The sequence below is a fragment of the Rothia sp. HMSC071B01 genome, from assembly GCF_001808945.1.
In the GTDB taxonomy this organism is placed as follows: Bacteria; Actinomycetota; Actinomycetes; order Actinomycetales; family Micrococcaceae; genus Rothia.
In genome coordinates, this window is sequence record NZ_KV795068.1 from 66621 (window position 1) to 89298 (window position 22678).

General features: G+C 60.7%; 19 protein-coding genes and 2 riboswitches. Of the genes, 7 read left to right on the forward strand and 12 right to left on the reverse strand.

What is annotated here, in order from left to right; all coding sequences use genetic code 11:
- Nucleotides 1-410 precede the first annotated feature (410 nt).
- Complete coding sequence (locus tag HMPREF2527_RS01155) at nt 411-1055, forward strand: L-alanine-DL-glutamate epimerase (protein ID WP_070505790.1); 645 nt, start codon at nt 411-413, stop codon at nt 1053-1055.
- Between the two features lie 150 nt (nt 1056-1205).
- Here HMPREF2527_RS01155 and HMPREF2527_RS09970 read toward each other — a convergent pair whose 3' ends face one another.
- From HMPREF2527_RS09970 to HMPREF2527_RS01170, 3 genes are all read right to left on the reverse strand, one after another.
- Nucleotides 1206-1646, reverse strand: coding sequence for a GNAT family N-acetyltransferase (locus HMPREF2527_RS09970; RefSeq protein ID WP_070505792.1), 441 nt, complete (start codon nt 1644-1646; stop codon nt 1206-1208).
- Between the two features lie 146 nt (nt 1647-1792).
- The gene (locus tag HMPREF2527_RS01165) at nt 1793-2323 is read right to left on the reverse strand and encodes an alkylhydroperoxidase, AhpD family (RefSeq protein WP_049333921.1); all 531 of its coding nucleotides are present in this window, start codon (nt 2321-2323) and stop codon (nt 1793-1795) included.
- 3 nt (nt 2324-2326) lie between these two features.
- Nucleotides 2327-2905, reverse strand: coding sequence for a peroxiredoxin (locus HMPREF2527_RS01170; RefSeq protein WP_070505794.1), 579 nt, complete (start codon nt 2903-2905; stop codon nt 2327-2329).
- 226 nt (nt 2906-3131) lie between these two features.
- On the opposite strand from HMPREF2527_RS01170, the gene HMPREF2527_RS01175 reads away from it, so the two are divergent.
- Complete coding sequence (locus HMPREF2527_RS01175; protein WP_070505796.1) at nt 3132-3764, forward strand: GNAT family N-acetyltransferase; 633 nt, start codon at nt 3132-3134, stop codon at nt 3762-3764.
- A 65-nt stretch (nt 3765-3829) separates the two neighbouring features.
- Here the strand turns inward: HMPREF2527_RS01175 and HMPREF2527_RS01180 are convergent, their stop codons facing one another.
- Nucleotides 3830-4147: an acylphosphatase gene (locus tag HMPREF2527_RS01180; RefSeq protein ID WP_005509193.1), complete on the reverse strand. Its 318-nt coding sequence runs from the start codon at nt 4145-4147 to the stop codon at nt 3830-3832.
- Nucleotides 4148-4412: 265 nt separating this feature from the next.
- On the opposite strand from HMPREF2527_RS01180, the gene HMPREF2527_RS01185 reads away from it, so the two are divergent.
- Both HMPREF2527_RS01185 and HMPREF2527_RS01190 read left to right on the forward strand, forming a co-directional pair.
- Nucleotides 4413-5984: a DHA2 family efflux MFS transporter permease subunit gene (locus HMPREF2527_RS01185; RefSeq protein ID WP_070505798.1), complete on the forward strand. Its 1572-nt coding sequence runs from the start codon at nt 4413-4415 to the stop codon at nt 5982-5984.
- A gap of 369 nt (nt 5985-6353) precedes the next feature.
- Nucleotides 6354-7481 carry a zinc-dependent metalloprotease family protein gene (locus tag HMPREF2527_RS01190; RefSeq protein WP_070505800.1) on the forward strand — a complete coding sequence of 376 codons (1128 nt, stop codon included), beginning with the start codon at nt 6354-6356 and terminating at the stop codon, nt 7479-7481.
- A 383-nt stretch (nt 7482-7864) separates the two neighbouring features.
- Here the strand turns inward: HMPREF2527_RS01190 and HMPREF2527_RS01195 are convergent, their stop codons facing one another.
- Nucleotides 7865-8557 carry an SDR family oxidoreductase gene (locus HMPREF2527_RS01195; RefSeq protein ID WP_044151027.1) on the reverse strand — a complete coding sequence of 231 codons (693 nt, stop codon included), beginning with the start codon at nt 8555-8557 and terminating at the stop codon, nt 7865-7867.
- 414 nt (nt 8558-8971) lie between these two features.
- Nucleotides 8972-9823: a transcriptional initiation protein Tat gene (locus tag HMPREF2527_RS01200; RefSeq protein WP_070505802.1), complete on the reverse strand. Its 852-nt coding sequence runs from the start codon at nt 9821-9823 to the stop codon at nt 8972-8974.
- A 233-nt stretch (nt 9824-10056) separates the two neighbouring features.
- Between HMPREF2527_RS01200 and HMPREF2527_RS01205 the strand changes: the two genes are divergently transcribed.
- Nucleotides 10057-11142 carry a C4-dicarboxylate ABC transporter substrate-binding protein gene (locus tag HMPREF2527_RS01205; RefSeq protein ID WP_070505803.1) on the forward strand — a complete coding sequence of 362 codons (1086 nt, stop codon included), beginning with the start codon at nt 10057-10059 and terminating at the stop codon, nt 11140-11142.
- Nucleotides 11143-11301: 159 nt separating this feature from the next.
- Here the strand turns inward: HMPREF2527_RS01205 and HMPREF2527_RS01210 are convergent, their stop codons facing one another.
- From HMPREF2527_RS01210 to HMPREF2527_RS01225, 4 genes are all read right to left on the reverse strand, one after another.
- A complete protein-coding gene (locus HMPREF2527_RS01210; protein WP_070505805.1) occupies nt 11302-13425 on the reverse strand; it encodes an AMP-binding protein in 2124 nt (707 codons plus the stop codon).
- 443 nt (nt 13426-13868) lie between these two features.
- Nucleotides 13869-14711, reverse strand: a complete 843-nt coding sequence (locus HMPREF2527_RS01215; protein ID WP_049350468.1) for an ABC transporter permease — start codon at nt 14709-14711, stop codon at nt 13869-13871.
- The gene (locus tag HMPREF2527_RS01220) at nt 14711-15775 is read right to left on the reverse strand and encodes an aliphatic sulfonate ABC transporter substrate-binding protein (protein ID WP_070505807.1); all 1065 of its coding nucleotides are present in this window, start codon (nt 15773-15775) and stop codon (nt 14711-14713) included. Before HMPREF2527_RS01220 ends, HMPREF2527_RS01215 begins: the two co-directional genes overlap by 1 nt.
- A gap of 64 nt (nt 15776-15839) precedes the next feature.
- Nucleotides 15840-16676: an ABC transporter ATP-binding protein gene (locus HMPREF2527_RS01225; RefSeq protein WP_070505809.1), complete on the reverse strand. Its 837-nt coding sequence runs from the start codon at nt 16674-16676 to the stop codon at nt 15840-15842.
- A gap of 4 nt (nt 16677-16680) precedes the next feature.
- A riboswitch (SAM riboswitch) is annotated at nt 16681-16777 on the reverse strand.
- A gap of 175 nt (nt 16778-16952) precedes the next feature.
- Nucleotides 16953-17061: riboswitch (SAM riboswitch) on the forward strand.
- Nucleotides 17062-17175: 114 nt separating this feature from the next.
- On the opposite strand from HMPREF2527_RS01225, the gene HMPREF2527_RS01230 reads away from it, so the two are divergent.
- Together HMPREF2527_RS01230 and HMPREF2527_RS01235 are read left to right on the forward strand one after the other, a co-directional pair.
- Entirely contained in the window at nt 17176-18603 is a 1428-nt protein-coding gene (locus HMPREF2527_RS01230) for an LLM class flavin-dependent oxidoreductase (protein WP_070505811.1), read from the forward strand.
- 180 nt (nt 18604-18783) lie between these two features.
- Nucleotides 18784-19212 (forward strand): YchJ family protein, encoded by a 429-nt coding sequence (locus HMPREF2527_RS01235; protein WP_070505814.1) that lies wholly within the window; start codon nt 18784-18786, stop codon nt 19210-19212.
- Between the two features lie 137 nt (nt 19213-19349).
- Here HMPREF2527_RS01235 and HMPREF2527_RS01240 read toward each other — a convergent pair whose 3' ends face one another.
- Together HMPREF2527_RS01240 and HMPREF2527_RS01245 are read right to left on the reverse strand one after the other, a co-directional pair.
- Nucleotides 19350-20798 carry an NCS2 family permease gene (locus HMPREF2527_RS01240; protein ID WP_070505816.1) on the reverse strand — a complete coding sequence of 483 codons (1449 nt, stop codon included), beginning with the start codon at nt 20796-20798 and terminating at the stop codon, nt 19350-19352.
- A gap of 320 nt (nt 20799-21118) precedes the next feature.
- Entirely contained in the window at nt 21119-22585 is a 1467-nt protein-coding gene (locus HMPREF2527_RS01245) for an NCS2 family permease (protein ID WP_070505818.1), read from the reverse strand.
- Between the last annotated feature and the right edge of the window lie 93 nt (nt 22586-22678).

The window sequence follows — 22678 nt, forward strand, 5'->3', positions numbered from 1 at the left end:
GGGGGGGGGGTCGGGTGACGACGTTATCACCGCATCCGGCTCTGTCTGCCTGTGCGCGTACCTGAAATGGCACCGATTTATTGTAGACCCGCCGCCGCTCCTGCTCCTAGTTGAAAAGTGCTCATGACGAGCTCTGAGACGAGAAGGAGAAGCTTGTGGGCGCGCTAAAAGATGGGCGTAGAATGAGTGAATCTCCACCCCCAATGCTGTCAGGATTGTTTTTGCGCTTGGCGCCACATGGTGTGCCATTGCTGGCACGGCGCTGTCGGCGCTCATGGTGTGGTTGCCATCGCGTAGCCGGAACGCTCGCTAAGCTGGAGCTAGACGAATACTAGAGGCATGTGGCCCGGTCGTTTGATAGACCGGGCCACATCGCAAATCGTTATCTGCGTAAGGTGAAAGGAGCCGCCGTGGCGGTATCGCGCGACGAAGTTTTCGGGGTCCTGCAGGGGGTTATACCCCATCTGGAGGAGGCGCTTCCCGGCTGGTCGGTGCGCCCCAACATCACGGGTACCGGCGCGGTGGGGCTCTACCTGGACGGCCCCGCAATCTACCGGGACGGCGAGCCCCTGGCCGGCGTGAACGTCGAGGGTGAGCCGGTCGCCCGCCACCTGTGCGGCACGATTCAGACCGCCGACCGCGGCCTGCCGCAGGAGCTCGGGCAGGTGCGTTACCAGTACATCCTGGGAGTGAGCGTGGCGGAGCACGAGAGCGAGTACCCCGAGCCGGCCGACCTGGCGAGCATGGGGGAGCCGAGCTGGGTTCCTGCGCTGAGGGCCCTGGAGGCGCTGGTGGAGTCCGAGGACCGCGAGACGCTGTTCATCAGCCGTGGCGGGTGCGTGCCGGGTCGCCGCGTCCTGGGTAAGCGCCGTGTGGCGCTGCGGCGCGAGTTCTTCCCCGGTAAGCCCTGGCTGGGTTTGGGCACGATTGACTGGTGTGCGGGCGTGCGCTCGACCCCGGTGTACGCCGAAGATCTGGTGGCTCTGGTGGCCGCGGCGACGCGCCTGGCGAGCGGCTGGGATGCCGCCCTGCGAGCGGACTCGGCGACCAGCTGAAACAAAAGTAGCTAAAACAAAGCGGCGCATCCGACCCGGAAAAGGGGTGGATGCGCCGCTTCTGTGTAAGCTCTAACGTTTAGTGGTTTAGCCCAGTGCCTCAGCCAGTTTGAACGAGTTGAGCCGTATCAAGCCGCATGCGATATTGCCTTATCGATAGCATGCAAGGGTGATGCATCCTGCTACCTCTACGGGGGCGTAACCGTAGCATTTGTAGAGCGCAACGGCGTGTTCACTAGCGGTGTCGGTAGTGATGAGTCGCTGTCGAATGTCTTCTCGGTCAAAGTCCTCAATGACACGCTTTAGAAGCGCAGAACCAATGCCCTGACGCTGGGCGTGCGGATGCACTAGGAGGTCCTGAATGTAGGCGATAGAGTGTCCGTCCCCGATGGCGCGTACTAGCCCGACGAGCCGTCCCGTTCCTTCCTGCATCACCTCTTGTGCGGTGTAGAGATACCGGGACCCTTCCAGCATTGGGATGAGACGTTCGGGTGTTTTGGTATAGGCGCTCCAGCCGACAGAATCGTAAAGCTCAGTAAGTTCTTCCACGCTGGGATAGGGGCTGGTGGAGTCCAAAATACAGTACCGCATACAGGCATTGTATAGCGCCAAATCGGGGGAATTTAGAAACTGCTACCCAACACGTTGCTGGGCTTGAGGACATAAAGGAAGCGGCGCATCCGACCCGTAATGGGAAGGATGCGCCGCTTCTGTGTAAGCTCTAACGCTTAGTAGGTTTAGCCCAGTGCCTCAGCCAGCTGAATGCCCTGCGCCACGCCACCGAGGGTTGCAGCAATACGGATCAGGTCGTTGACCTGCTCCTTGGTTGCGCCCTCTTCGCGCAGGGTGTGCTCGTGAGCCTCAACGCAGTGGGAGCAGCCGTTGACTGCGGACACTGCCAGTGCGAACATCTCGAAGTCCAGCTTCTCAATGCCACCGTTCTTACCGATAATCTGCATGCGCAGGTTTGCACGCTGGTCATCGTATGCACCGTGCAGGAAGCCACGGGTGCGGTAGAAGATGTTGTTCATGCCCATGATGGTCGCAGCACCCAGAGCAGCCTCGTAAGCGGTGTCGCTCAGGTGCTCCTTAGCCTCTGCAGCAATCTCAACAACAACAGAGTCAACCTTGGTCGCTGCTGCGGTTGCGAGGATTGCGCCCCAGAGCTGCTGCTCGGTCAGGGAGGTGATGCGGGGCAGGGAGGACAGGTTGAGGTTCATGTCCTTCGCGTAGGAAGGCAGAGCCGAACGCAGGTTATCGATGCTCATGGATTACTTCATCTCCTTGAATGCGTCGATGGTCGCTGCACCCTTCTGCCAGTTGCATGCGCACAGCTCGTCGGACTGCAGTGCGTCCAGCTGGCGGAGCTCGTCGGTGTTACGGCCGACGGAGTCAGCGGTAATGGAGACCGACTGAATGGTGTTGTGGGGGTCGATGATGAAGGTTGCGCGGTCTGCAACGCCTTCCTTGTTCAGGATGCCCAGTGCGCTGACCAGCTCACGCTTGAGGTCGGATGCCATGACGATGGGCAGGTCCAGGAGCTCTTCGTGGGAGCGGCGCCATGCGTAGTGGGTGTACTCGTTGTCAACGGAAACACCGACTACCTGGGTGTCGCGCGCCTCGAACTCGTCAGCGAGCTTGCCGAATGCTGCAATCTCGGTGGGGCAAACGAAGGTGAAGTCCTTCGGCCAGAAGAAGACGACGCGCCAGGTGCCTTCGTCCAGACCCTCGGAGGAGACGGTGGTGAAGTAGTCTTCGGGCTTGGTTGCTTCGATGTCAGCCAGCTTACCGGGGACAACGCCGGTGAGCTCGTATGCGGGGAACTGGTCGCCGATGGTCAGAACTGCCATGGTGTTCTTCTTTCTATTTCGTGCCGCGCTGATTCGTTGCGCGGCGCTTGTTCTAAGTGGTGCCCAATGGGCGGGCTCGATGACTATTTTATTATGAATAATTCATAATAATCAAGTGATGACGGGTGAAAATGCGAGTATTAAGTCGTGATTTGCGTCACTAAATATTCTGGGATGTTCACAAAAGCTTTTCCGACGCACAAACCCGAGGGTTTAAGCTCGAACCATGACCCCCGAACACAGCGACTTTTCTGAGCACAGCGAACACGTAGAGCCCAACCAGCCCGAACTCATTACCGAGCGCCTCACCCTCCGCCACCTGTGCGAGGCGGACATCCCCGACATCGTGGAATCCTGCCGCGACCCGCAAATGATTCGCTACACCCGCGTACCGCTAAACTACACGCGCGCCGACGCTGAGGACTCCCTACTCACCACCGCCCGTCAAATTGCCGCCGGGCAGATCCAACGCTGGGCGATTGACGCCTCCGGTGTGTTCGCAGGGAGTATCGAGCTGCGCTTGGCTGACGGTACCCCCGAAAGCCCCGGAACTCGCGCCGAACTGGGCTATTACGCAGCTCCGAAGGCGCGCGGAAAGGGCTATATGACTGAGGCGCTGCGAGCCGTCCTCGGCTATGCTTTCGACCCGCTCGGGCTGGGTCTTGATACCGTCCGCTGGACCGCCCTGGCGGGTAACGAGGTATCCGAACGTGTGGCGATTAAAGCGGGTTTTACCGGCATCTATGACGATATTGACCCGAACTCCGGCCGCCCCGACGAGAACGGCCACCCGGTGCAGCATCGGGTACGCCGAGCCGATATGACCCGCGCCCAGTTCGCGGCGCTCTGGGCTAACTAAACTGCGCTCTGGACGTAACGTGCACGGGGTTGAGCGGGAGCCCATGAGAAAGCCCCGCAATCTAGCTACCTGATGCCGAAGCCGCGGAACGAGCCGTTCGGCTCCTCCCACTCGACGAGAACCTCATCCACGCGCCCGGCGGTGTCGTCACCGCGCAGCACATCCACCAGGCGAGCGCAGGAGGCAGCGGTACCCTCCGCAACGACCTTCACGCGTCCGTCGTCGAGGTTCTCGGCGTAGCCGGTTAGGCCCATGGGCTTGGCGGTTCCGGCGCACCACCAGCGGAAGCCCACACCCTGCACTTTGCCGCTGACGAAAGCGACGAGGCGGATTTCGGCGGGTTCTGCCGGGGTGCGGTCGGTGAAGAAATCAAAGAAACCCATGGGTCCTCCCGGGGTCATCTCATTGTGAGTGGTCTGATGGGGGTGAGCGCCGGTGGTGGCGCCCGGATTAGCTTCTATAGCTTCAGTCTAGGGGGTGCGGGGTGCCTGTTGCCTGGTTGCCGCGCGCACACGCCGTGAAGAGCTGAATAAGGGTAAAGCAACCGAAGCCACGCCCTGAAAAGGAGTAACATTAGGGACATTCACTCAGCGGTAACGCTGAAGACACAGACATCTACCCGCATACAACCCATCCCCTGGAGGATCATTGAGTTCACGCCCTAAAAAAGCGCCTCTCGTCGGTAACCCGGCGAAGACACCCTACAAGCCCTGGCCTGCTCTCTGGTCCCTGGTTGTTGGCTTCTTCATGATCCTGGTGGATGGCAATATCGTCACCATCGCCCTGCCGCACATGCTGCAGGATCTGGAGGCATCCCTGTCGGCGGGTATGTGGGTGACGAGCGCCTACCTGCTGGCGTATGCGGTGCCGCTGCTCATTACCGGTCGTATGGGTGACCGCTTCGGTCAGAAGAACCTGTACATGATCGGTATGGGTATTTTTACGCTTGCCTCCCTGTGGTGTGGTCTGGCGCCGAATGTTGAGTCGTTGATTACTGCCCGCGTGGTGCAGGGCCTAGGCGCGTCGCTGATGACCCCGCAGACCATGTCTCTGATTACGCTCATGTTCCCGCCGAATGCGCGCGGTGTCGCCATGAGCATTTGGGGTGCGACTGCGGGTGTCGCCTCGCTGGTCGGCCCGATTCTGGGCGGCGTGCTGGTGGATACCCTCGGCTGGGGCTGGATCTTCTTCATCAACATTCCGGTTGGCCTGGTCGGCCTGTTCTTGGCGTGGCGTAATGTGCCGGTGTTCGAGCAGAAGAAGCACAGCTTCGACTGGTTGGGCGTGGTGCTTTCGGCGGTCGGTCTGTTCCTGCTGGTTTTCGGTATTCAGGAAGGCGCTACCTACGACTGGGGCACCATCACTGACTCGTTCATGGGCACCGGTGTTCCGGTGAGCGTGTGGGGCCTGATTATTGCCGGCATTCTGGTGCTGGGCCTGTTCATCGGGTGGCAGGCGATTAACCCGCGTGAGCCGCTGGTTCCGCTGAGCCTTTTCAGTGACCGTAACTTCTCCGTGTCGAATGTGGCTATTTCCGCTATGGGTGTGGTTGCTATCAGTATGGCGTTCCCGCTGACCCTGTACCTGCAGCAGGTGGAGGGCCTGGACCCGACCCAGGCTGCGCTGATGACCGCCCCGATGGCGTTGTTCTCGGGCGCGTTGGCGCCGGTGGTGGGTGCGCGTCTGAACCGCTATGACCCCAAGTGGTTTGCGGTGATGGGCTTTACGCTGCTGGTTATTGGTTTTGCTCTGCTCCGCCCGACGATGGTTGCTGACGGCAACCTGTGGCTGATGGTTGGCCCGATGATTATCCTGGGTGCGGCGAATGCCTGCATTTGGGGTCCGCTGTCGGTGTCGGCGACCCGTAACCTGCCGCCTGAGCGTGCCGGTGCCGGTTCGGGCGTGTACAACGAGACCCGTCAGATGGCGTCGGTGCTTGGTTCGGCTGCGATTACCACGATTATGGCTTCTGCAATTACTTCGCACCTGTCCGCGTTGGGTCCTGCTGCCGCAGCGGGCGGTAGCTCTCACGGCGGTGCTGGAGGCGGCGTACTCCCGCAGATTCTGCGTGAACCCTACGCGGCGGCAATGGCTGATTCCATGATGCTGCCCCTGGCCGCTTCGGCTGTGGGTGCGGTCGTGTGCCTGTTCTACACCTCCCGGAAGGCTTCGGAGGCGAAGGCCGTCGCGCAGAACGCTGAGGTGGAGACCACTAAGTAGAAGGCTTATCAGAACGGTTTTACGTCGTATTTGGTGCATAAACCTGAAAAATTACGTCATATTTGGTGCATAAACCTGAAAAATGGTGTTATACCGGGAAAATCTAGATGCACTCTGTGTATGATGAAGCGGATTATTGTTGCTCTGAGGTGTCAAAACCTCGTGAGGGCGCAATGATCCGCTGTTCTTTAAGCGGCATCCCGCGCCACCATACTTGTTCGGGGTGCCGCGCCACAGCGCATACATATACACTCTCCGCATAGACTGTGCCCAATGATCCAATAATTCACTCAACGCTGCCTCCGGCAAACATATAATCACGAGGGTCCTCGCGCGCATTTATGCGAACGAATACGAGAAGAGATACAAATGGCTTTCTCATTTTCTACCCGCGCGGCACGTACCGCGCTCGCCTCGGCGGCGATGCTTGTGCTCAGCTTGGTTGCTGTCCCCGCAGCGCAGGCGTATAACCCCGATATTGATGGCGACGGAATCGGTAATATTTTGGAGATGAGGGGGTATGACGGCAACCGTGACGGCAAACTGGAGATTGACTACCCAGGCATGGGCGCCAACCCCTTGAAGAAGGACCTCTTTGTCGAGATGGACTACATGCCCGGTCTGCTTGCTAGCGAAGAAGAGCTCGACCGCATCACCGAAATCTTCGCGAATATGCCGATTCGCAACCCCAACGGAACCACCGGTATCAACCTTCACCTGGATGCCGGTAACGCCCGCAGCGCCAAGTACAACCTCGGCGGTGGTAACGAAGTCCCCTACCAGCAACTGGATAGCACCATGGAGAAGTGGTACGAGATCCGAAGGGCTAATATGGACCCGGACCGTGGACCTGCCTTCCACTACATGATTTGGGGTGACGCCCACGATGAATACGGGTCCTCAGGACTGGGTTACATAGGCGGTCTAGGGTTCGTCGTGACTGTGGGTCCGCGCTTCTGGGGCAAGTCCGCAACTTCCGATGTTCGCGTGGCGACCTTCGTGCACGAGCTTGGCCACAACCTCGGCTTGCGTCACGGTGGTACCGGGGGTGTGAACTACAAGCCGAACTACATGAGCATCATGAACTACCGTTACCAGCTTAGGGGCATAGAACGCCCGGACGGCACGAAGTACTTCGGCTACTCGACCCGCGTCTACAAGGACCTGGACGAGAACAAGCTGGACGAGAAGACCGGCTTTGGTCGCAATGCCTACGGCCTGTACTATAGGGGAGCTCCCGCCTGGGAGGCTATCGACTTCAATCGCAACGGCAAGATTGATGACGAGCCGGTGTCGGTCGACCTTAACCGTGATGGTGAGAAAACCATCCTGACCGCACCGAATGACATGAAGAATATAAAGCTGCCGGCTACTGATGTGGATTATAACGAGGACGGTGCGAATTCTTCCGAGCAGAAGTTCTCTGGAGAGATTGAAGAGAACGAGATGACCGCCGACCGTGCGCGTGCCGAGGGTCTGGTTCCCGCGAAGGACTAAGCGGTAGCAGTCACCGGCGGTGCCCGGTAGGATAAGCCTTAAACACAGCGAGGGGCCCGGTATCCATAATGGATGCCGGGCCCCTGGTGTTTTAAATTCGCTGTCTTAGCGGGTCATTTCCCTTTAGCGGGTGATGGTCGCCGAAGCAGTCAGACCAGAAATGTCCTGGTAAGCTACGCCTCGGCGGGCTCTTCCGGGGTTTTGTCGGCGAAGAGATCGAAGAATCCCACGGGAACCTCTTGCAGTTGCTCTAAAAATTCATGGTACTTTAGGATACTGAGCGATGCGGCACCAACCTTGCGTGAGAGAAAAACACGCCTCAAACCCGTGAAGAGGCTCGGGGCGCGTCCGCACTCAGCCGGGACGGGTGCATCCGGCAAACCCTAGCGCAGCTTATTGCTGTTAGGCGCCGATGCGAGAGCCTGAGCTATCGGGGTGGGCCCGCCAATAAACGGGAGCGCCTTCCCAACCGTGGACGGGTCCTCAAGAACCGCCGCCAGCACCTGGGCAACGGTGGCCCGCGGAGTATTAGATTCGGCGCCGGGCGTGTGGGCGGGCTCAATCCCCAGAGTAATGCCGCCTGCCTCCTCAAGGGTGAGCGTCCCCGGCCCCAGAATCGTGTAATCCAGCCCCGAGCCGCGCAGGTGCTCATCGGCGATCGTCTTCGACTCGGCGTAGGCGTAAAAACTGTCATCAGGGTCGATGCCGTGCCCGGAACCCGCGCCCAGGTACGATACCATCACGTACCGTTTAATACCGGCCAGCCGCGCCGCATCCATCGACCGGATCGCAGCGTCACGGTCAATCGCATAGGTGCGTTCGGGGCCACCTACACCGCCCGCACCCGCGGACCACACCAGCACTTCTGTATGTAAATCCTTGAAGAGCTTCGCCATCTCCTCGGTGCTCAACGCGGTAATGTCAGCGACCACAGGGTTCGCCCCGCGCGTGACAATATCCTCTGACTGCTCCGGCCTGCGAATAAGCGCATTGACCGCATGCCCGCGCTCCACCAGCAGCGGCTCGGCCAGAAGAGCAACCTTGCCGTGCCCGCCAATGATCGTAACGTTAGCCATCGTATCCTCCTGTATGTTGAAAAATACTTGTATATCCAGAATAGGCTTGCTGTGCCGCAACGTCTATGGTTTTTCTTATGCTTCCCGAGAACGACAGATACCCGCATTCCCTGTGCTGATGCGCTCAAACAGCACCGCATGATGAGAATTCTCGTGCGGGGCTCAAGACGGCGTTATGATGAAGTGCTAGGTTTTTATTGCCCGGCGGCACCGATGACGTGAACGACAAGCCGAACTACCTGAGCGTCATGAACTATTGCTACCAGCTGAGGGTCTGGTTCCCGCGAAGGACTAGTCTCTAGCGGCTGTCGGCGGCGACCGATACGCTAAACCTTAAATACAGTGAGGGGCCCGGTATCCATAACAGATGCCGGGCCCCTCGCTGATGCTCGGTACCTTAGCGGGTCATTTCCCTTAGCGGCTGATGGTCGCCGAAGCGCGCAAACCAGCCAGGTCCTGGAAGGTGTACTCGCCGCCCTCGGTCAGCTGCATTGCGACGCTACCGCTGGTGATCTGAGCGGTGGTGGTCAGGGTGTAGCTGGAGGTCACCTCAGTGAAGTACACCGGAACCAGCGAAGCCAGCACCTGCGCGTAGCTCACGCCGTCCTTCGCGGTGGCTTCCAGGTAGTCGGAGGTGCGGATGTCCAGTACGCCGGTCCAGACGTTGTCCTCGATGACCGGCTCGTAGAACTTCGCAGTGTATGCGATGCCGTTGAACGCCGCCACGGCGGGGTTGTTGGTCTTTGCGCCGCCCGCACTCTTGGCGAGTGCCGGGATCTCAACGTCGTTCTCGGTGTCCCACAGCAGCGGGTCGGTGACGTCCTCGGCGGTGGGGAAAGTGAACTCGAAGGTCACCTGCAGATGCGCCTGAGGGTACAGCCAGGAGCTGCCCTGGAACTCGCCCTTGGAGTTGATGGGTGCGGAAATCCACAGACCCGCGCCACCGTACAGGCCGGCACCGACGCTACCTCCGGGGGTGAAGGTGCCGCCGCCGCGGCTCTGCGGGGTGGTGGAGGTTGCGGTGATGTTGGGAACCTGCACGGTGTAGGAGTCCAGACCGTAGCGGGTATCAAAGTCGTTGGAGGGGTTCGAGTTGAACGCCTGGGTGAAGACACCGAACTTCAGGGTCGGGGTTTCCTGCGCGTCGGTGGATGCCGCGTAGGCGGGTACCGCTGCGGCGGTTGCGATGACGGGGGTGCTCCATGCGGCACCCTTGATGAGTGCGCGGCGGTTCAGACCGTTAGTGGTGTTCGAGGAAGAAGTCATGGGATCTCTCTTGTTGTGAAAAATGTGGTGATGCATGTGATTTGAATTACTGATACTCTAATGTAATTCAGCTCATCTTCAAAATTATCTCAACTTTTACTTCAATGTATGAACATTGCGGCACCCAGCTCACCTAATACGTGAAACGGGAGCATCATGGAAACCGTGGAGAACGCCCTCCCGGAAAACTCCACAGAAACACCACCGGTCACCACACACTGAAGGAACACAACATGGCATTTATGAAGAGCGCACGCGTCACGCTTGCCTCCCTCGCAGTGCTCTGCCTGGGCACTATCGCAGCCCCCGCAGCAAACGCCTACAGCCCCGATATTGACGGCGACGGCATCCCCAACACCTGGGAAATGAAGGGCTACGACGCTGACGGCGACGGCAAAATCGACGTCGACTTCCCCGCAATGGGCGCAGACCCCAACCACAAGGACATCTTCGTTGAGATGGACTACATGGCAGGTCTGCTGCCCAGCGAAGACGAACTGGACCGCATCACCAAGATTTATGCCGACCTGCCCCTGCGCAACCCCGACGGCACTACCGGCGTGAACATCCACCTGGACGCCGGTAGCGCCCGCAGCGCCAAGTACAACCTGGGCGGCGGCAACGAAATCAGCTACCAGGCACTCGACAGCGAATTCAAGGCGCTCCACCGAATCAAGGCAACCGAAGGTAAGTTCAACCCCGCCCGCGAAGGCACCTTCCACTACATGATCTGGGGCGACTACTACGACAACAGCTACTCCTCCGGTATCGCTAACTTTGGCGGTCGTAACTTTATGGTCACCGTCGGCCCGACCTTCTGGGGCGAGGCAAGCAGCAACATCCGCGTGGCAGTGTTCGTGCACGAGCTCGGCCACAACCTCGCGCTGAGCCACGGCGGCTGGGACGAAATCAACTACAAGCCCAACTACTACAGCGTCATGAACTACCAGTACACCCTCACCGGTGTGCCCATGGCTGACGGTAGCCGCTACTTCGGCTACTCCACCGCCGAGTACCGCATGCTCAACGAGGCGAAGCTGTACGAGGCGCGCGGCTTCGGCCCCCGCGCGGCTGGCTTCCTGTACAAGGGTAAGCCCGCCAACCAGCCGATTGACTTCAACGGCAACGGCAAGATTGACACCGAGCCGGTGTCCGTGGACCTCAACGGTGACGGCATGATCACGAACCTGGGCGCGGCAAGCGATGTGAAGATGATCCGCTTCCAGGCGACCGAGCACCCCGAGAAGGACAAGGGCCCCGAGCACATTGAACCGAGCGGTATTACTGCTGAACACGCTCGTTCGCTGGGCCTGATTTAAGCGGCGCAACGCCAACAAAGAGCCCTGTCAGCTCAGTAAAATGGCATAGCAAAAGGTGCGGATACCGAATCATCATTCGGTATCCGCACCTTTACTCTATACAGCTTTTAGCTTAGCGCAGCGTGCAGTTCGGCACAGTGCTCAGCTCAGCAGCAGAGCCTAGACAGCCTCGCTCACGCGGCCAGTATCCACCAGCACCTGCGCGATGTGGCCCAGCGCCTCCTCATTCTGCAGCGAAGAAACATCGCCCAAAGAACGGCCCTGGTACAGCTCACCGAGCAGACGGCGAGTAATCTTACCCGAACGGGTCTTCGGGATATCGGCAACCGCCACAACGTCCTTCGGCTTAGCAATCGGGCCAATGTGCTCACGCACATGGTCAGTCAGCGCCGCCTTCAGCTCATCCTCAGTCAGGTCCTTACCCTCATCGGTGAGCGTCACGTAGGCGACCGCCTGGTGACCGGTCAGGTCATCCTCCACGGGGCAGACACCAGCCTCAACCACAGCCGGGTGAGTCACCAGAGCCGACTCAATCTCAATCGTGGACAGACGGTGACCCGAAATGTTAATCACGTCATCAATACGGCCGAGGATGTACACGTTACCCTCTTCGTCTTCCTTCGCGCCGTCGCCAGCGAGGAACCAGCCGCGCTCGCCGTAGTGGCGCCAATAGGAATCCAGGAAACGCTGCGGGTTCTGCCACACGGTACGAGCCATCGAGGGGCCAATCTTATCGACCACGATGAAGCCCTGCTTGCCGGGTTCGACCGGGTCGCCGTGCTCATCCACCACGCGGGTGGATACGCCGGGAACGGCGCGGGTAGCGCAACCGGGCAGGGGAGTGCAGTGCGGGGTGCCCTCCGGGTAGGTGCCCTCGGGCGCGAATGCGGGGTCGTGCGGGCGCGGGGAGCACACGGTCGAACCGGTTTCAGACTGCCACCAGGTGTCGATGAACGCCGCGGTGCCGCCGCCCACGTGCTGACGCAGCCAGCGCCACGCCTCCGGGTTAATGGATTCACCCACCGAACCGAGCAGACGCACGGTCGAGAAGTCGTACTTGCCGGGCTCCGGGCCGTTCGGGAACGCACCCATGAGGGAGCGAATCAGGGTCGGGGCGGTGTAGTAGTTGGTCACGCCGTAGCGTTCGATGACCTCAAAGTGGCGGCCGAAGTGCGGGGTGTTCGGGGTACCCTCGTAAATCACCTCGGAGACACCGTTAACCAGCGGGCCGTAGATTTCGTAGGTGTGCGCGGTAACCCACGCCAGGTCGGCGGTGCACCAGTGAACGGTGGACTCAACCTTTTCCGGGTCGTTGACCGCGGACAGCTCGTCCGGGCGCAGCACGCCGTTCTCGTCCACGTAATCCGGCAGCAAATCGTAGAGCAGCGCGTGAGTGTACGCGGTCTGCACCAGGTATCCAGCCATGGTGTGCACCAGGCCCTTGGGCTTACCGGTCGTGCCGGAGGTGTAAATAATGAACAGCGGGTCCTCGGCGTCGTGCAGTTCGTAGGCGTGGGTGTCCGGCTGGTCGTCCACCAGGTCGTGGTACCAGACGTCGCGGCCCTCAGTCCACGGCACAGCGGCGTGCGCTACCGGGTCGGAGGCGCTGGTGCGGTCCACCACGATAACGTGCTCGATATTGTTCTCACCGGAGCATGCCTCGTCGGCGTTGACCTTCACGGGAACGACCTTGCCGCGGCGGTTCTGGCCGTCGGTGGTGATGAGAACCTTCGCGCCGGTGTCTTCCACACGGAACTTCAGCGCCTCGGCGGAGAAACCACCGAAGACGAGGGAGTGGATCGCGCCAATACGCGCGCAGGCGAGGGTGAAAATAATGGTTTCGGGGATGACGGGCAGGTAGATGACCACACGGTCACCCTTGCGCACGCCCAGGGACAGCAGACCGTTCGCTGCCTTCGCGATGCGGCGCTGCAGCTCTGCGTAGGTGATGGCTTCGCGGTCTCCGGGTTCACCTTCAAAGTAGAGGGCTACCTTGTCGCCGCGGCCTGCCTCCACGTGGCGGTCCACGCAGTTGTAGGCGACGTTGAGCTTACCGCCCTCGAACCACTTAATTTTGGGGATGCTGAACTGTTCGATGCCGTCCTCGTCGAAGCCGAGGGACTTCGGTTTCTCGAAACGGTGCGCGGTGTGCCAGGGCTCAGCCCAGGTGAGGCGCTGCGCCTGCTTCTCCCAGAACGCGACGCGTGCCTCGTCAGATTCGAGGGCGGGGTTCGGGGTGGGGTTCAGCGGGTCGGTGAACGAGTAGGGGGTGGGCAGTCCCATTTTTCTCCCATCGGTTGCTGGCATTAGCACCCTTGCTCGCCGCGCCGCTGTCTGTGTGACCGTGGGGTCTGTGTGTGCGTTGGCGAGGGGGTTGCTGCGACGTCGTTGAGCCAGGTCTCTCGGTCGCTCTGGATGGTTTGCCTTCTTAGTAAAGCGCGCTCCGGGCTCGGACGCAAAGGGGACCGTCATATTCGGAATGGTGAGTACCAGTTCGTAATATAACGACATATTTAAAGACCCCGCCCCGCGCTCACTGCTGTGGGGCGCGGGGCGGGATTCATCATCATCATTCAGTAGGCGACAGGTTTCCCCGCCGACTTCTTTCTCCGGCGCGTAGCGATGATTAGCTCACCTTTGGGGAGCAGCCACGCGGCGGACATCTCTCCTAAAACTCAGCGCGTGCTGAGTGTTACGTTTAGCTGTGGTGCTAGTTGCTGGTGGCGTTAGTTGCTGGGGTACTTCGCCTTCACCCAGCGCTCGAACACGCCCACCAGCGCGTCGGTAATCTTACCGAGCACCGCCAGCGCCACAATAGCCAGCAGCAGGCGGTCAGTGCGACCGTTGTTCTGCGAGTCGGTCAGCAGATAACCCAGACCCATGGACGCACCCAGCAACTCAGCGGCGACCAGGAACAGCCACGCCTGAGCCAGCGCCAGACGCAGACCCGAAACGACCGACGGCAGAACCGCGGGAAGCTGAACCGTGGTGAACAGGCGCAGACCCTTCAGACCGAAGGCGCGTGCCGCCTCCACAAGCTTGGGGTCAACGTGCGCCAGAGCCGCAGAAACCGTGGTGTACACCGGGAAGAATGCACCAATAGCAACCAGGGTCACCTTGGAATTCTCGCCGATACCGATCCACAGCAGAAGCAGCGGAACCCACGCCAGGGACGGCACGGCACGCAGCGCACCAATGGTCGGTGCGGCAATCAGACGCACCGGCGCAGACAAGCCAATCAGCGCACCCAGCACCAGGCCGAGCACGGCACCAATACCGAAACCAATCAGCACACGCTGAGTAGAAATCGCCACGTGGCGGCCCAACTCGCCGCGCTGCGCCAGCTCAACACCAGCGCTGACCACACGGTCGGGGGAGGGCAGCTGAACCTGGGTGAACACGCCGTTCGTGCTCAGAATGTACCAGAGGGCAATCAGCGCCAGGGGAAGAATCAGGCCCAGGTACTGCTTACCGGCGAACGGGTTCGACGGCAGCTTCACGGAAGAGACACGCTTCTCGGCACGCTCAGCGCGAGCGCTGGAGGCGGCGGTAATCGTTGCGGCGGTCATTACTTCTCAACCACCTTTGCGATCTTCTCGACGGCTGCGCTGTCAGCCTTCTTTGCGAACTGGTCGTCCACAATGCTGTTCAGTGCCTTGTCCACGTCGGACTGGGAGGGAACGTCGCCGGACTCCACCAGGATCGGGCCGACACCCTTGAGAACCTCAACCTGCTTAGCGCCCGGAACCGGGTCGATATCCAGGTGGGTGCGCTCCATGACGACCTGGGCGGTCTCGTGCTTAATGCCGGACTCCTCCTCGACAATCTTCACAGCCTCTTCGGGGTTCTTCTTAGCCCAGGCGCGAGCGTACTCGTACACGTCCACGATGACCTGCACGGCGGTCGGGTTGGACTGAATGAACTTCTCGGTCGCGTTCAGGAAGCCGTAGGTGTTGAAGTTCAGGTTGCGGTAGAAGAGCACGTCGCCGCTTTCCACCTCGGCGGCAGCCATGATCGGGTCCAGGCCGCTCCACGCGTTGACCTGACCGTTATCCAGGGCGGTGCGGCCGTCGGCGTGCTGCAGGTTCTGAATGGTCAGGTCCGAAGCAGAAATACCCTCCTGCTTGAGTGCCTGCAGCAGCAGGAAGTACGGGTCGGTACCCTTGGTCACGGCAACGGTCTTACCCTTCAGGTCCGCAACCTTGGTGATGCCCGAATCCTTGCGGGTCACCAGAGCCGACCACTCCGGCTGCGAGTAGAGGCTGATGACCTTGATGGGGGAGCCGTTCGCGCGTGCCAGCAGCGCCGCCGAACCGGCGGTCGAGCCGACATCAATATTGCCGCTACGCAGCGCCTCATTCGCCTTGTTCGAGCCGGCCGACTTGACCCACTCAACCTTCTTACCCTCGGCGGCGAGGGCGGTCTCAAGCCAACCCTTCTTGCGGATAATCAGGGACAGCGGGTTGTAGGTCGCGTAGTCAATGGTCACGGTGTTCTGGCCGCCACCACCGGCAGCACCGGAGGCGTTAGCGGAACCGGAACCTTCACCGGCGCAGGCGCTGAGCAGAGTAGCAAAAGCGGCGGCTGCGGCAAGGGACTTGAGGGCGGTACGGCGAGACGGGGAGTAAGTCATGATGAAATCTTTTCGCTTCTGAAGATGATGATGTGATGTGTAAGAAATGCGTTTCGTGGCGGCTTTAGGCGTTATCTTCCACGCCGAGCTCAGCCAACAGTTCGCTACGCAGCGCCGTGATCTCTGCATCGGCGCGGTCACGCGGGTGAGAACGGTCAACGGTCACAATGCGCTGGATGGTGGCGGGCGCCTCCGGGGTGTCCTTACCGAGGACAATCACCCGGTCAGAGAGGTACAGCGCCTCTTCCACATCGTGGGTGACCAGCAGAATCGTGGTCGGGTCTTGACGGTGCACGTCCAACAGCAAATCCTGCATGTTGATGCGGGTCAGCGCATCCAGAGCACCGAAGGGCTCGTCGAGCAGCAGCACGCCGGGGTTGCGTGCGAGCGCTCGTGCCAGGGACACGCGCTGAGCCATACCGCCTGAAATTTCCTTGGGACGGTGGGTTGCGTATTCGCCCAGGCCGACCAGGTCGAGCAGGCTCGCTACGGATGCTGCGCCTTCAGATTTTTTGGTGCCCTGCGGCAGTCCGAGCGCCACGTTGTCGGCGACGGTGCGCCAGGGGAGCAGGCGCGGTTCCTGAAAGCCGATAGCTACGCGGGGGTCGAGGCCGGTCACTGCCTTCTCGCCGATACGCACGGTACCTGCGGTGATGCGGTTCAGGCCTGCCGCTGCACGCAGGAGGGTGGATTTGCCGCATCCGGAGGATCCGATGACGGAGATAATCTCGCCGGGGGCTGCGGTGAAGGAGACTCCGCGAAGAACTTCGTGGGTTCCGCCGGGCACGGGGAAAGACTGTCCGACGCCTTCAAAGCTCAAGGGGACGGCGGCGGTGGATACGGCACGGCGGCCGTTCTTTTCACTGGTGGGTACGTCAGTTACTGCACTGTTGAGTGTCATGTCACTTCCATCGTTCCTGGCGTTAGCACCGGGGGCGGAAGAATCCGTGCCGGTTGCTGCGACGTCGTGGAGCCAGGTCTCTCAGTCGCTCTGGATGGTTTGCTTCTCCCACCCTATGGGCTGTGGCGTGCCTCAATCAACCCGGCGGGCGCGTATGAATTTCTATGACCGTATATTTCGCATTTATCACGAAATATTTCGGTCCCGCGTCACAAAAAGATTTTTTCGTCACAAACGTGACCTCCCTCCCGCGCGCCCCGTACACTCAAACCACGAGATCATGAGTCCCGGCGCTAAGCTCTGGCTAGCCGGGCGGCAACCCTCTCCCGTAGCGGGGTGCCCCAGATGATGATCTGGCCTCAACGTTACGAGGCAAGTACGGCGCGAACGCGCCACCTGCACGAAGGCCACCACCGAACGCAGAAGGCAAGAAGGAGGCGGCGCGCGGGGTGCAGGGCACTAACCCGATCGTCCCCGATCATTCGCGAAAGGAAAATCGATGGCTGAGCAGAAGAAGCGCATCGTAGTTAACGCATTCGAAATGACCTGCATTGGTCACCAGAGTTTCGACCTCTGGCGTCACCCGCGCTCCCGCGCAACCGAGTACAACACCATCAAGTACTGGACTGACCTGGCTAAGACCCTTGAGCGCGGTCTGTTTGACGCCGTGTTCATCGCTGACGTGGTCGGCATCTACGACGTGTACAAGAACTCTGCCGCTCCCGCTATCGAGGGTGCCGCTCAGGTTCCCGTGAATGACCCCGCAACCCAGATTTCTGCAATGGCTGCAGTGACCGAGCACCTCGGCTTCGGCGTGACTGCTGCCGCTACTTTCGAGCAGCCCTACACCCTGGCTCGCCGCTACGCCTCCCTCGACCACCTCACTGAGGGCCGCGTCGGCTTCAACGTTGTGACTTCTTACCTGCCTTCGGCTGCTGAGAACCAGGGCCTGCCCACCCAGATCCCGCACGACGAGCGTTACGAGATCGCTGACGAGTTCCTGGACGTCTGCTACAAGCTGTGGGAAGGCTCCTGGGAGGACGGCGCGGTCGTCAAGGACCGCGAGCGCGGCATCTACGCTGACCCCTCTAAGGTCCACCCGATTGGCCACAAGGGCAAGTACTTCTCCGTGCCCGGCATCTCCCTGACCGAGCCGAGCCCGCAGCGCACCCCCGTGATTTTCCAGGCTGGCGCATCCAGCCGCGGCCAGAAGTTCTCCGGCAAGCACGCTGAGGCTGTGTTCATCAGCGCCCTGCGCCCGGACCTGACCCGCGTTGTGACCGACCGTATTCGCGCCGCTGCCGAGGAGCAGGGCCGTAGCCGTGACGACGTCAAGATCCTCGCAATGCTCTCCGTCATCGTGGATGAGACCGAAGAGAAGGCAAAGGCAAAGTACGAGGATTACAAGAAGTACGTGAACCTCGACTCTGCACAGGCTATTGTCGGCGGCTGGTCCGGTGTTGACCTGTCCCAGTTCGACGAGGACGAGGTCCTGAACTACGTGCAGACCGAGTCGATTCAGTCCTTCCTGACCCCCTTCACCCTGCAGGCGAAGGACAAGAAGTGGACCCGCAAGGCCATCGCTGAGCACACCACCCTCGGCGGCATGGGCGAGGTCATTGTTGGTGACCCGGTTCAGGTTGCTGACGAGCTTGAGCGCTGGATTGACGAGGGTGGCCTGGACGGCATCAACCTGGCGTACCACGTCTCCCCGGGCTCCTTCGAGGACTTCATCGAGTACGTTGTTCCCGAGCTGCAGAAGCGCGGCCGCTACCGCACCGAGTACGAGGGCAACACCCTGCGCGAGAACATCTTCGGCAAGGGCCACACCAAGGTCGCTGACTCCCACCCGGCTGCTAAGTACCGCGGCGCATACGTGGGCAAGCCTTCGGCTGCTGACACCCCGGCTCGTGCAATCGCTGAATAAGCGTTGCCGCTGATGCGAACCGTGTAGGTTCGCTCAAACTTAACGATTGAAAACAAGAACGCCCGTTCTGCTGGAGGATTTGTATCCCCGGCAGGGCGGGCGTTTCTTTGCGCTGTGCCGCCGTCGCTTTCTTGATACAGGGCACCTTCTTGACGCGGCGCTTTCTTTATACTGGTTGGCATGATTGAACTTAACCATGATGACCGCTGCCCCTGCTCGAGCGGCGAGGTGTACGGCACCTGCTGCGGCAGGTTCCTGGGCGAGTTTGCCGCCTCCGGCACGCTGACTGCTCCCGCGCCGGAGCAGCTGATGCGCTCGCGTTTTACCGCGTTTGCGACCGGGGATGCGGCGTACCTGCTGGCGAGCTGGCATCCGAGTACTCGCCCGGCTACCTTGGAGTTGGAGGATGATATCCGCTGGTATCGCCTGGATATTCTGGGTGCTTCGGGTGGCCCGTTTGATGCGTCCGGTACGGTGGAGTTCGTTGCGTATTACCGTTCGGTGCCGGGTGTCCCTGCGGAGGAGCGGGTGAAGGGCAGCATGCATGAGCTGTCGCGCTTTGAGAAGGTGGGCGGCACCTGGCTCTATGTGGATGGAGACGTCCGCTAAATCTCGTAACTTTCCCTGCCTCTCATACGTGCAGAGTGTGGGCATAGAAGAAATGGCAGAATCATTCCGAAACCGGAACGATTCTGCCATTCTTTGTTGACGCCTCTCAACGAGGCTAACTATCGGGACTGTTGGACTTAGCTAGTCCAGCCGTTAATGATGCCCATACCGAAGTAAATCACGAACACCGCGGACACCAGGTACATCAGCCAGTGCACGTCCTTGCCGCGGCCCTGCACCAGGCGAATGAAGGTGTAGGACACGAAACCGGCGCCAATACCGTTCGCAATCGAGTACGACAGCGGCATGAAAATAATGGTCAGGAACGCCGGGATGCCCAGACCCCAGTCAGTCCAGTCAATATTCACAGCCTGGCGGATCATCAGGAAGCCGACCACAACCAGTGCGGGGGCAACCGCCTCGAAGGGAACGATGGTGACCAGGGGCGAGATGAAAATCGCCAGCAGGAACAGCACACCGGTCACAATGTTCGCGAAACCGGTGCGTGCGCCCGCACCAATACCGGTAGCGGACTCCACGAAAATCTGGTTCGCCGAACCGGACGCGCCACCACCAACAACGGAACCGAACGCATCCACGAGCAGGACCTTGTCGATGTCCTCAACCTTGCCGTCCTTCATGGTGCCAGCCTCGGCGGCAAGACCGACCGAAACGCCCATCGCGTCGAAGAACACAGACAGCAGAATGGTGAACACCAGCAGCGACGCAGCCAGCGGGCCGATGTGGGTGAATGCGCCGAACAGGTCAGCGGAACCGATGAGGGAGAAGTTCGGGGTGGTGAACTTCATGTCCGCCAGGGAAGGCACGTTCAGGGACCAGCCGGTCGCCGCCTCCTTCACAGAACCGGAGGGGACAACCGCCTCCAGAATCAGGGACAGCGCGGTGGAGGCGAGCACGCCCCACAGGATCGCACCCTTCACGTTACGGATGAACAGGGCGATGGTGAAGAACAAGCCGAAGAGGAAGACGAGGGTGGGCCAGCCGAGCAGGTGACCGCCCGCGCCGAGGCTCACCGGAACGGTGGTGCCGGCTGCGTCAGGCATGCGGCGGATAATGCCGGAGTCGACCAGACCGATAAAGGAAATGAAGAAGCCGATACCGACCACAATCGCGGTCTTGAGCGACTCAGGGACCGCCTCAAACACCGCGGTACGGAAGCCGGTGAGCACCAGAACGGTCATGATTAGACCGGCAAGAACGACCAGGCCCATGATGTCTGCCCAGGTCAGGTTCGGGGTGGTGGCAATGGTGGAGGCGAGCAGCGCGTTCACGCCCAGGCCAGCCGCCATGGCGAAGGGCTGCTTAGCGATAACACCCATGAGGATGGTCATCACGCCGGCAACCAGCGCGGTCACAGCCGCGACGGGTGCGATACCGAGGGTGCGTTCGGATGCGTCAGCACCGGTACCGATGACGAGGGGGTTCAGCACCACGATGTAGCTCATGGCGAAGAATGCGGCGAGGCCGCCGCGGAATTCTGCGGCGATGGAGGAGCCGCGTTCGGAAATCTTGAAGTAGCGGTCGAGTGCGCTGGTGGGCGCTGCCGCCTTCTGGGGTTCAGACATGTGAGGATCCGTTGATGTTGTTCGGTGTGTACTGTTGCGCCGCCGGTTTCGCGGGTGAAGCTCGCGGGTAAATCCCGGGTTGGGCGCCACAATGGTTCAACCATTGTAGGCGCCGCCTCCTAACTTGTGCCATTGAAACGCGTTGTGTGCGGCGGTTCAGTCGGTGATGTGGTGTTTCCCCGACCCCTGCAACCAGAATTGGGTAGTTGGGGTAGAGGGAAGAATAGCGCAGGGCGGGGTACCGGCAACCCGAAGGTGCCGATACCCCGCCCTGATGGCGCCCGCTCCTCCACGTGTGGAGGGTGAGGCACCCGATGTATTTAGTGCATCCAGCCGGTAATCAGGCCGTTAGCGAAGAAGATGAGGAACACTGCGGAAACCACGTACATGAGCCAGTGAACTTCCTTGCCGCGACCCTGCACCAGGCGGATGAAGACGTAGGACAGGAAGCCTGCACCGATACCGTCCGCGATGGAGTATGCCAGCGGCATGAAGATGATGGTCATGAACGCGGGGATACCCAGACCCCAGTCGTTCCAGTCGATGTTCACTGCCTGGCGGATCATCAGGAAGCCAACGAACACCATTGCGGGTGCAACAGCTTCGAAGGGCACGATGGTGACCAGCGGGGACAGGAAGATTGCGACGAGGAACAGTGCGCCGGTGACGATGTTCGCGAAGCCGGTGCGTGCGCCCGCGCCGATACCGGTTGCGGACTCCACGAAGATCTGGCTTGCGGAGGAGGAGGTGCCACCGCCGGCTACGGAGCCGAGGGCGTCCACGAGCAGGACCTTGTCGACGTTCTCGATCTGGCCGTCCTTGATGGTGCCTGCTTCGGTTGCGAGACCGACGGAGGTGCCCATTGCGTCGAAGAACGCGGAGATGAGGATGGTGAAGATCAGCAGAACAGCTGCCATGCCGCCGAGGGTGCCGAAGGCAGCGAACAGGTCAGCGGAGCCGAACAGGGAGAAGTCGGGCAGCTTGCTGGTGTTGGAGTCCCAGACGGGGACGTTCAGGGACCAGCCGGTGGGGGACTTAACCGAGCTGCCGGAGGGCACGACCTTCTCCAGGATGATGGAGAGGGCGGTGGAGGCAAGCACACCGTAGAGGATTGCACCCTTCACATTACGGATGAACAGCGCAATGGTGAGGAACAGGCCGAACAGGAAGACCAGGGTGGGCCAGCCGAGCAGGTGGCCGCTCACGCCGAAGGAGACGGGCACGGTGGTGCCTGCTGCGTCGGGCATACGGCGGATGATACCTGCGTTGACGAGGCCGATGAACGCAATGAAGAAGCCGATACCGACGACGATTGCGACCTTGAGCGATTCGGGGACCGCGTTGAACACTGCGGTGCGGAAGCCGGTCAGCACGAGGATGGTCATCAGCACACCAGCCCATACGACGAGACCCATGATGGCGGGCCAGGTCAGTCCGGGGGTGGAGGCGATGGTGGTTGCCAGTAGCGCGTTCACGCCGAGGCCTGCCGCCATGGCGAAGGGCTGCTTGGCGATGACGCCCATGAGGATGGTCATGACGCCTGCGACCAGTGCGGTCATTGCTGCGACCTGCGGTACGCCGAGCGCGTTGCCGGATGCGTCCTTGCCGAGGCCGATGATGAGGGGGTTCAGCACGACGATGTAGCTCATCGCGAAGAAGGTGGCGAGGCCGCCGCGGAATTCGGCGGCGATGGTGGAGCCTCGCTCAGTGATTTTGAAGTAACGGTCCAGTGCGCCCTTGGCTTCTGCCTTGGGGGTCTGGGGAGCCGCGGTGTTCTCAGAAGACATTCGTGAAAATCCGTAGATACTCATAGTCGGGGCGGGCGCCGGGGTTCCGAGCCCGCATAAAAAAGTGCCACTTCCCGGTGTGTTGGGGAGGTG

What these genes read in the sequence shown, in the direction of transcription:
- HMPREF2527_RS09970 (WP_070505792.1), bottom strand. Translation starts at nt 1,646, where the DNA reads ATGCGGTACTGTATTTTGGACTCCACCAGCCCCTATCCCAGCGTGGAA.
- HMPREF2527_RS01165 (WP_049333921.1), bottom strand. Translation starts at nt 2,323, where the DNA reads ATGAGCATCGATAACCTGCGTTCGGCTCTGCCTTCCTACGCGAAGGAC.
- HMPREF2527_RS01170 (WP_070505794.1), bottom strand. Translation starts at nt 2,905, where the DNA reads ATGGCAGTTCTGACCATCGGCGACCAGTTCCCCGCATACGAGCTCACC.
- HMPREF2527_RS01175 (WP_070505796.1), top strand. Translation starts at nt 3,132, where the DNA reads ATGACCCCCGAACACAGCGACTTTTCTGAGCACAGCGAACACGTAGAG.
- HMPREF2527_RS01180 (WP_005509193.1), bottom strand. Translation starts at nt 4,147, where the DNA reads ATGGGTTTCTTTGATTTCTTCACCGACCGCACCCCGGCAGAACCCGCC.
- HMPREF2527_RS01190 (WP_070505800.1), top strand. Translation starts at nt 6,354, where the DNA reads ATGGCTTTCTCATTTTCTACCCGCGCGGCACGTACCGCGCTCGCCTCG.
- HMPREF2527_RS01195 (WP_044151027.1), bottom strand. Translation starts at nt 8,557, where the DNA reads ATGGCTAACGTTACGATCATTGGCGGGCACGGCAAGGTTGCTCTTCTG.
- HMPREF2527_RS01200 (WP_070505802.1), bottom strand. Translation starts at nt 9,823, where the DNA reads ATGACTTCTTCCTCGAACACCACTAACGGTCTGAACCGCCGCGCACTC.
- HMPREF2527_RS01205 (WP_070505803.1), top strand. Translation starts at nt 10,057, where the DNA reads ATGGCATTTATGAAGAGCGCACGCGTCACGCTTGCCTCCCTCGCAGTG.
- HMPREF2527_RS01210 (WP_070505805.1), bottom strand. Translation starts at nt 13,425, where the DNA reads ATGGGACTGCCCACCCCCTACTCGTTCACCGACCCGCTGAACCCCACC.
- HMPREF2527_RS01215 (WP_049350468.1), bottom strand. Translation starts at nt 14,711, where the DNA reads ATGACCGCCGCAACGATTACCGCCGCCTCCAGCGCTCGCGCTGAGCGT.
- HMPREF2527_RS01220 (WP_070505807.1), bottom strand. Translation starts at nt 15,775, where the DNA reads ATGACTTACTCCCCGTCTCGCCGTACCGCCCTCAAGTCCCTTGCCGCA.
- HMPREF2527_RS01225 (WP_070505809.1), bottom strand. Translation starts at nt 16,676, where the DNA reads ATGACACTCAACAGTGCAGTAACTGACGTACCCACCAGTGAAAAGAAC.
- HMPREF2527_RS01230 (WP_070505811.1), top strand. Translation starts at nt 17,176, where the DNA reads ATGGCTGAGCAGAAGAAGCGCATCGTAGTTAACGCATTCGAAATGACC.
- HMPREF2527_RS01235 (WP_070505814.1), top strand. Translation starts at nt 18,784, where the DNA reads ATGATTGAACTTAACCATGATGACCGCTGCCCCTGCTCGAGCGGCGAG.
- HMPREF2527_RS01240 (WP_070505816.1), bottom strand. Translation starts at nt 20,798, where the DNA reads ATGTCTGAACCCCAGAAGGCGGCAGCGCCCACCAGCGCACTCGACCGC.
- HMPREF2527_RS01245 (WP_070505818.1), bottom strand. Translation starts at nt 22,585, where the DNA reads ATGTCTTCTGAGAACACCGCGGCTCCCCAGACCCCCAAGGCAGAAGCC.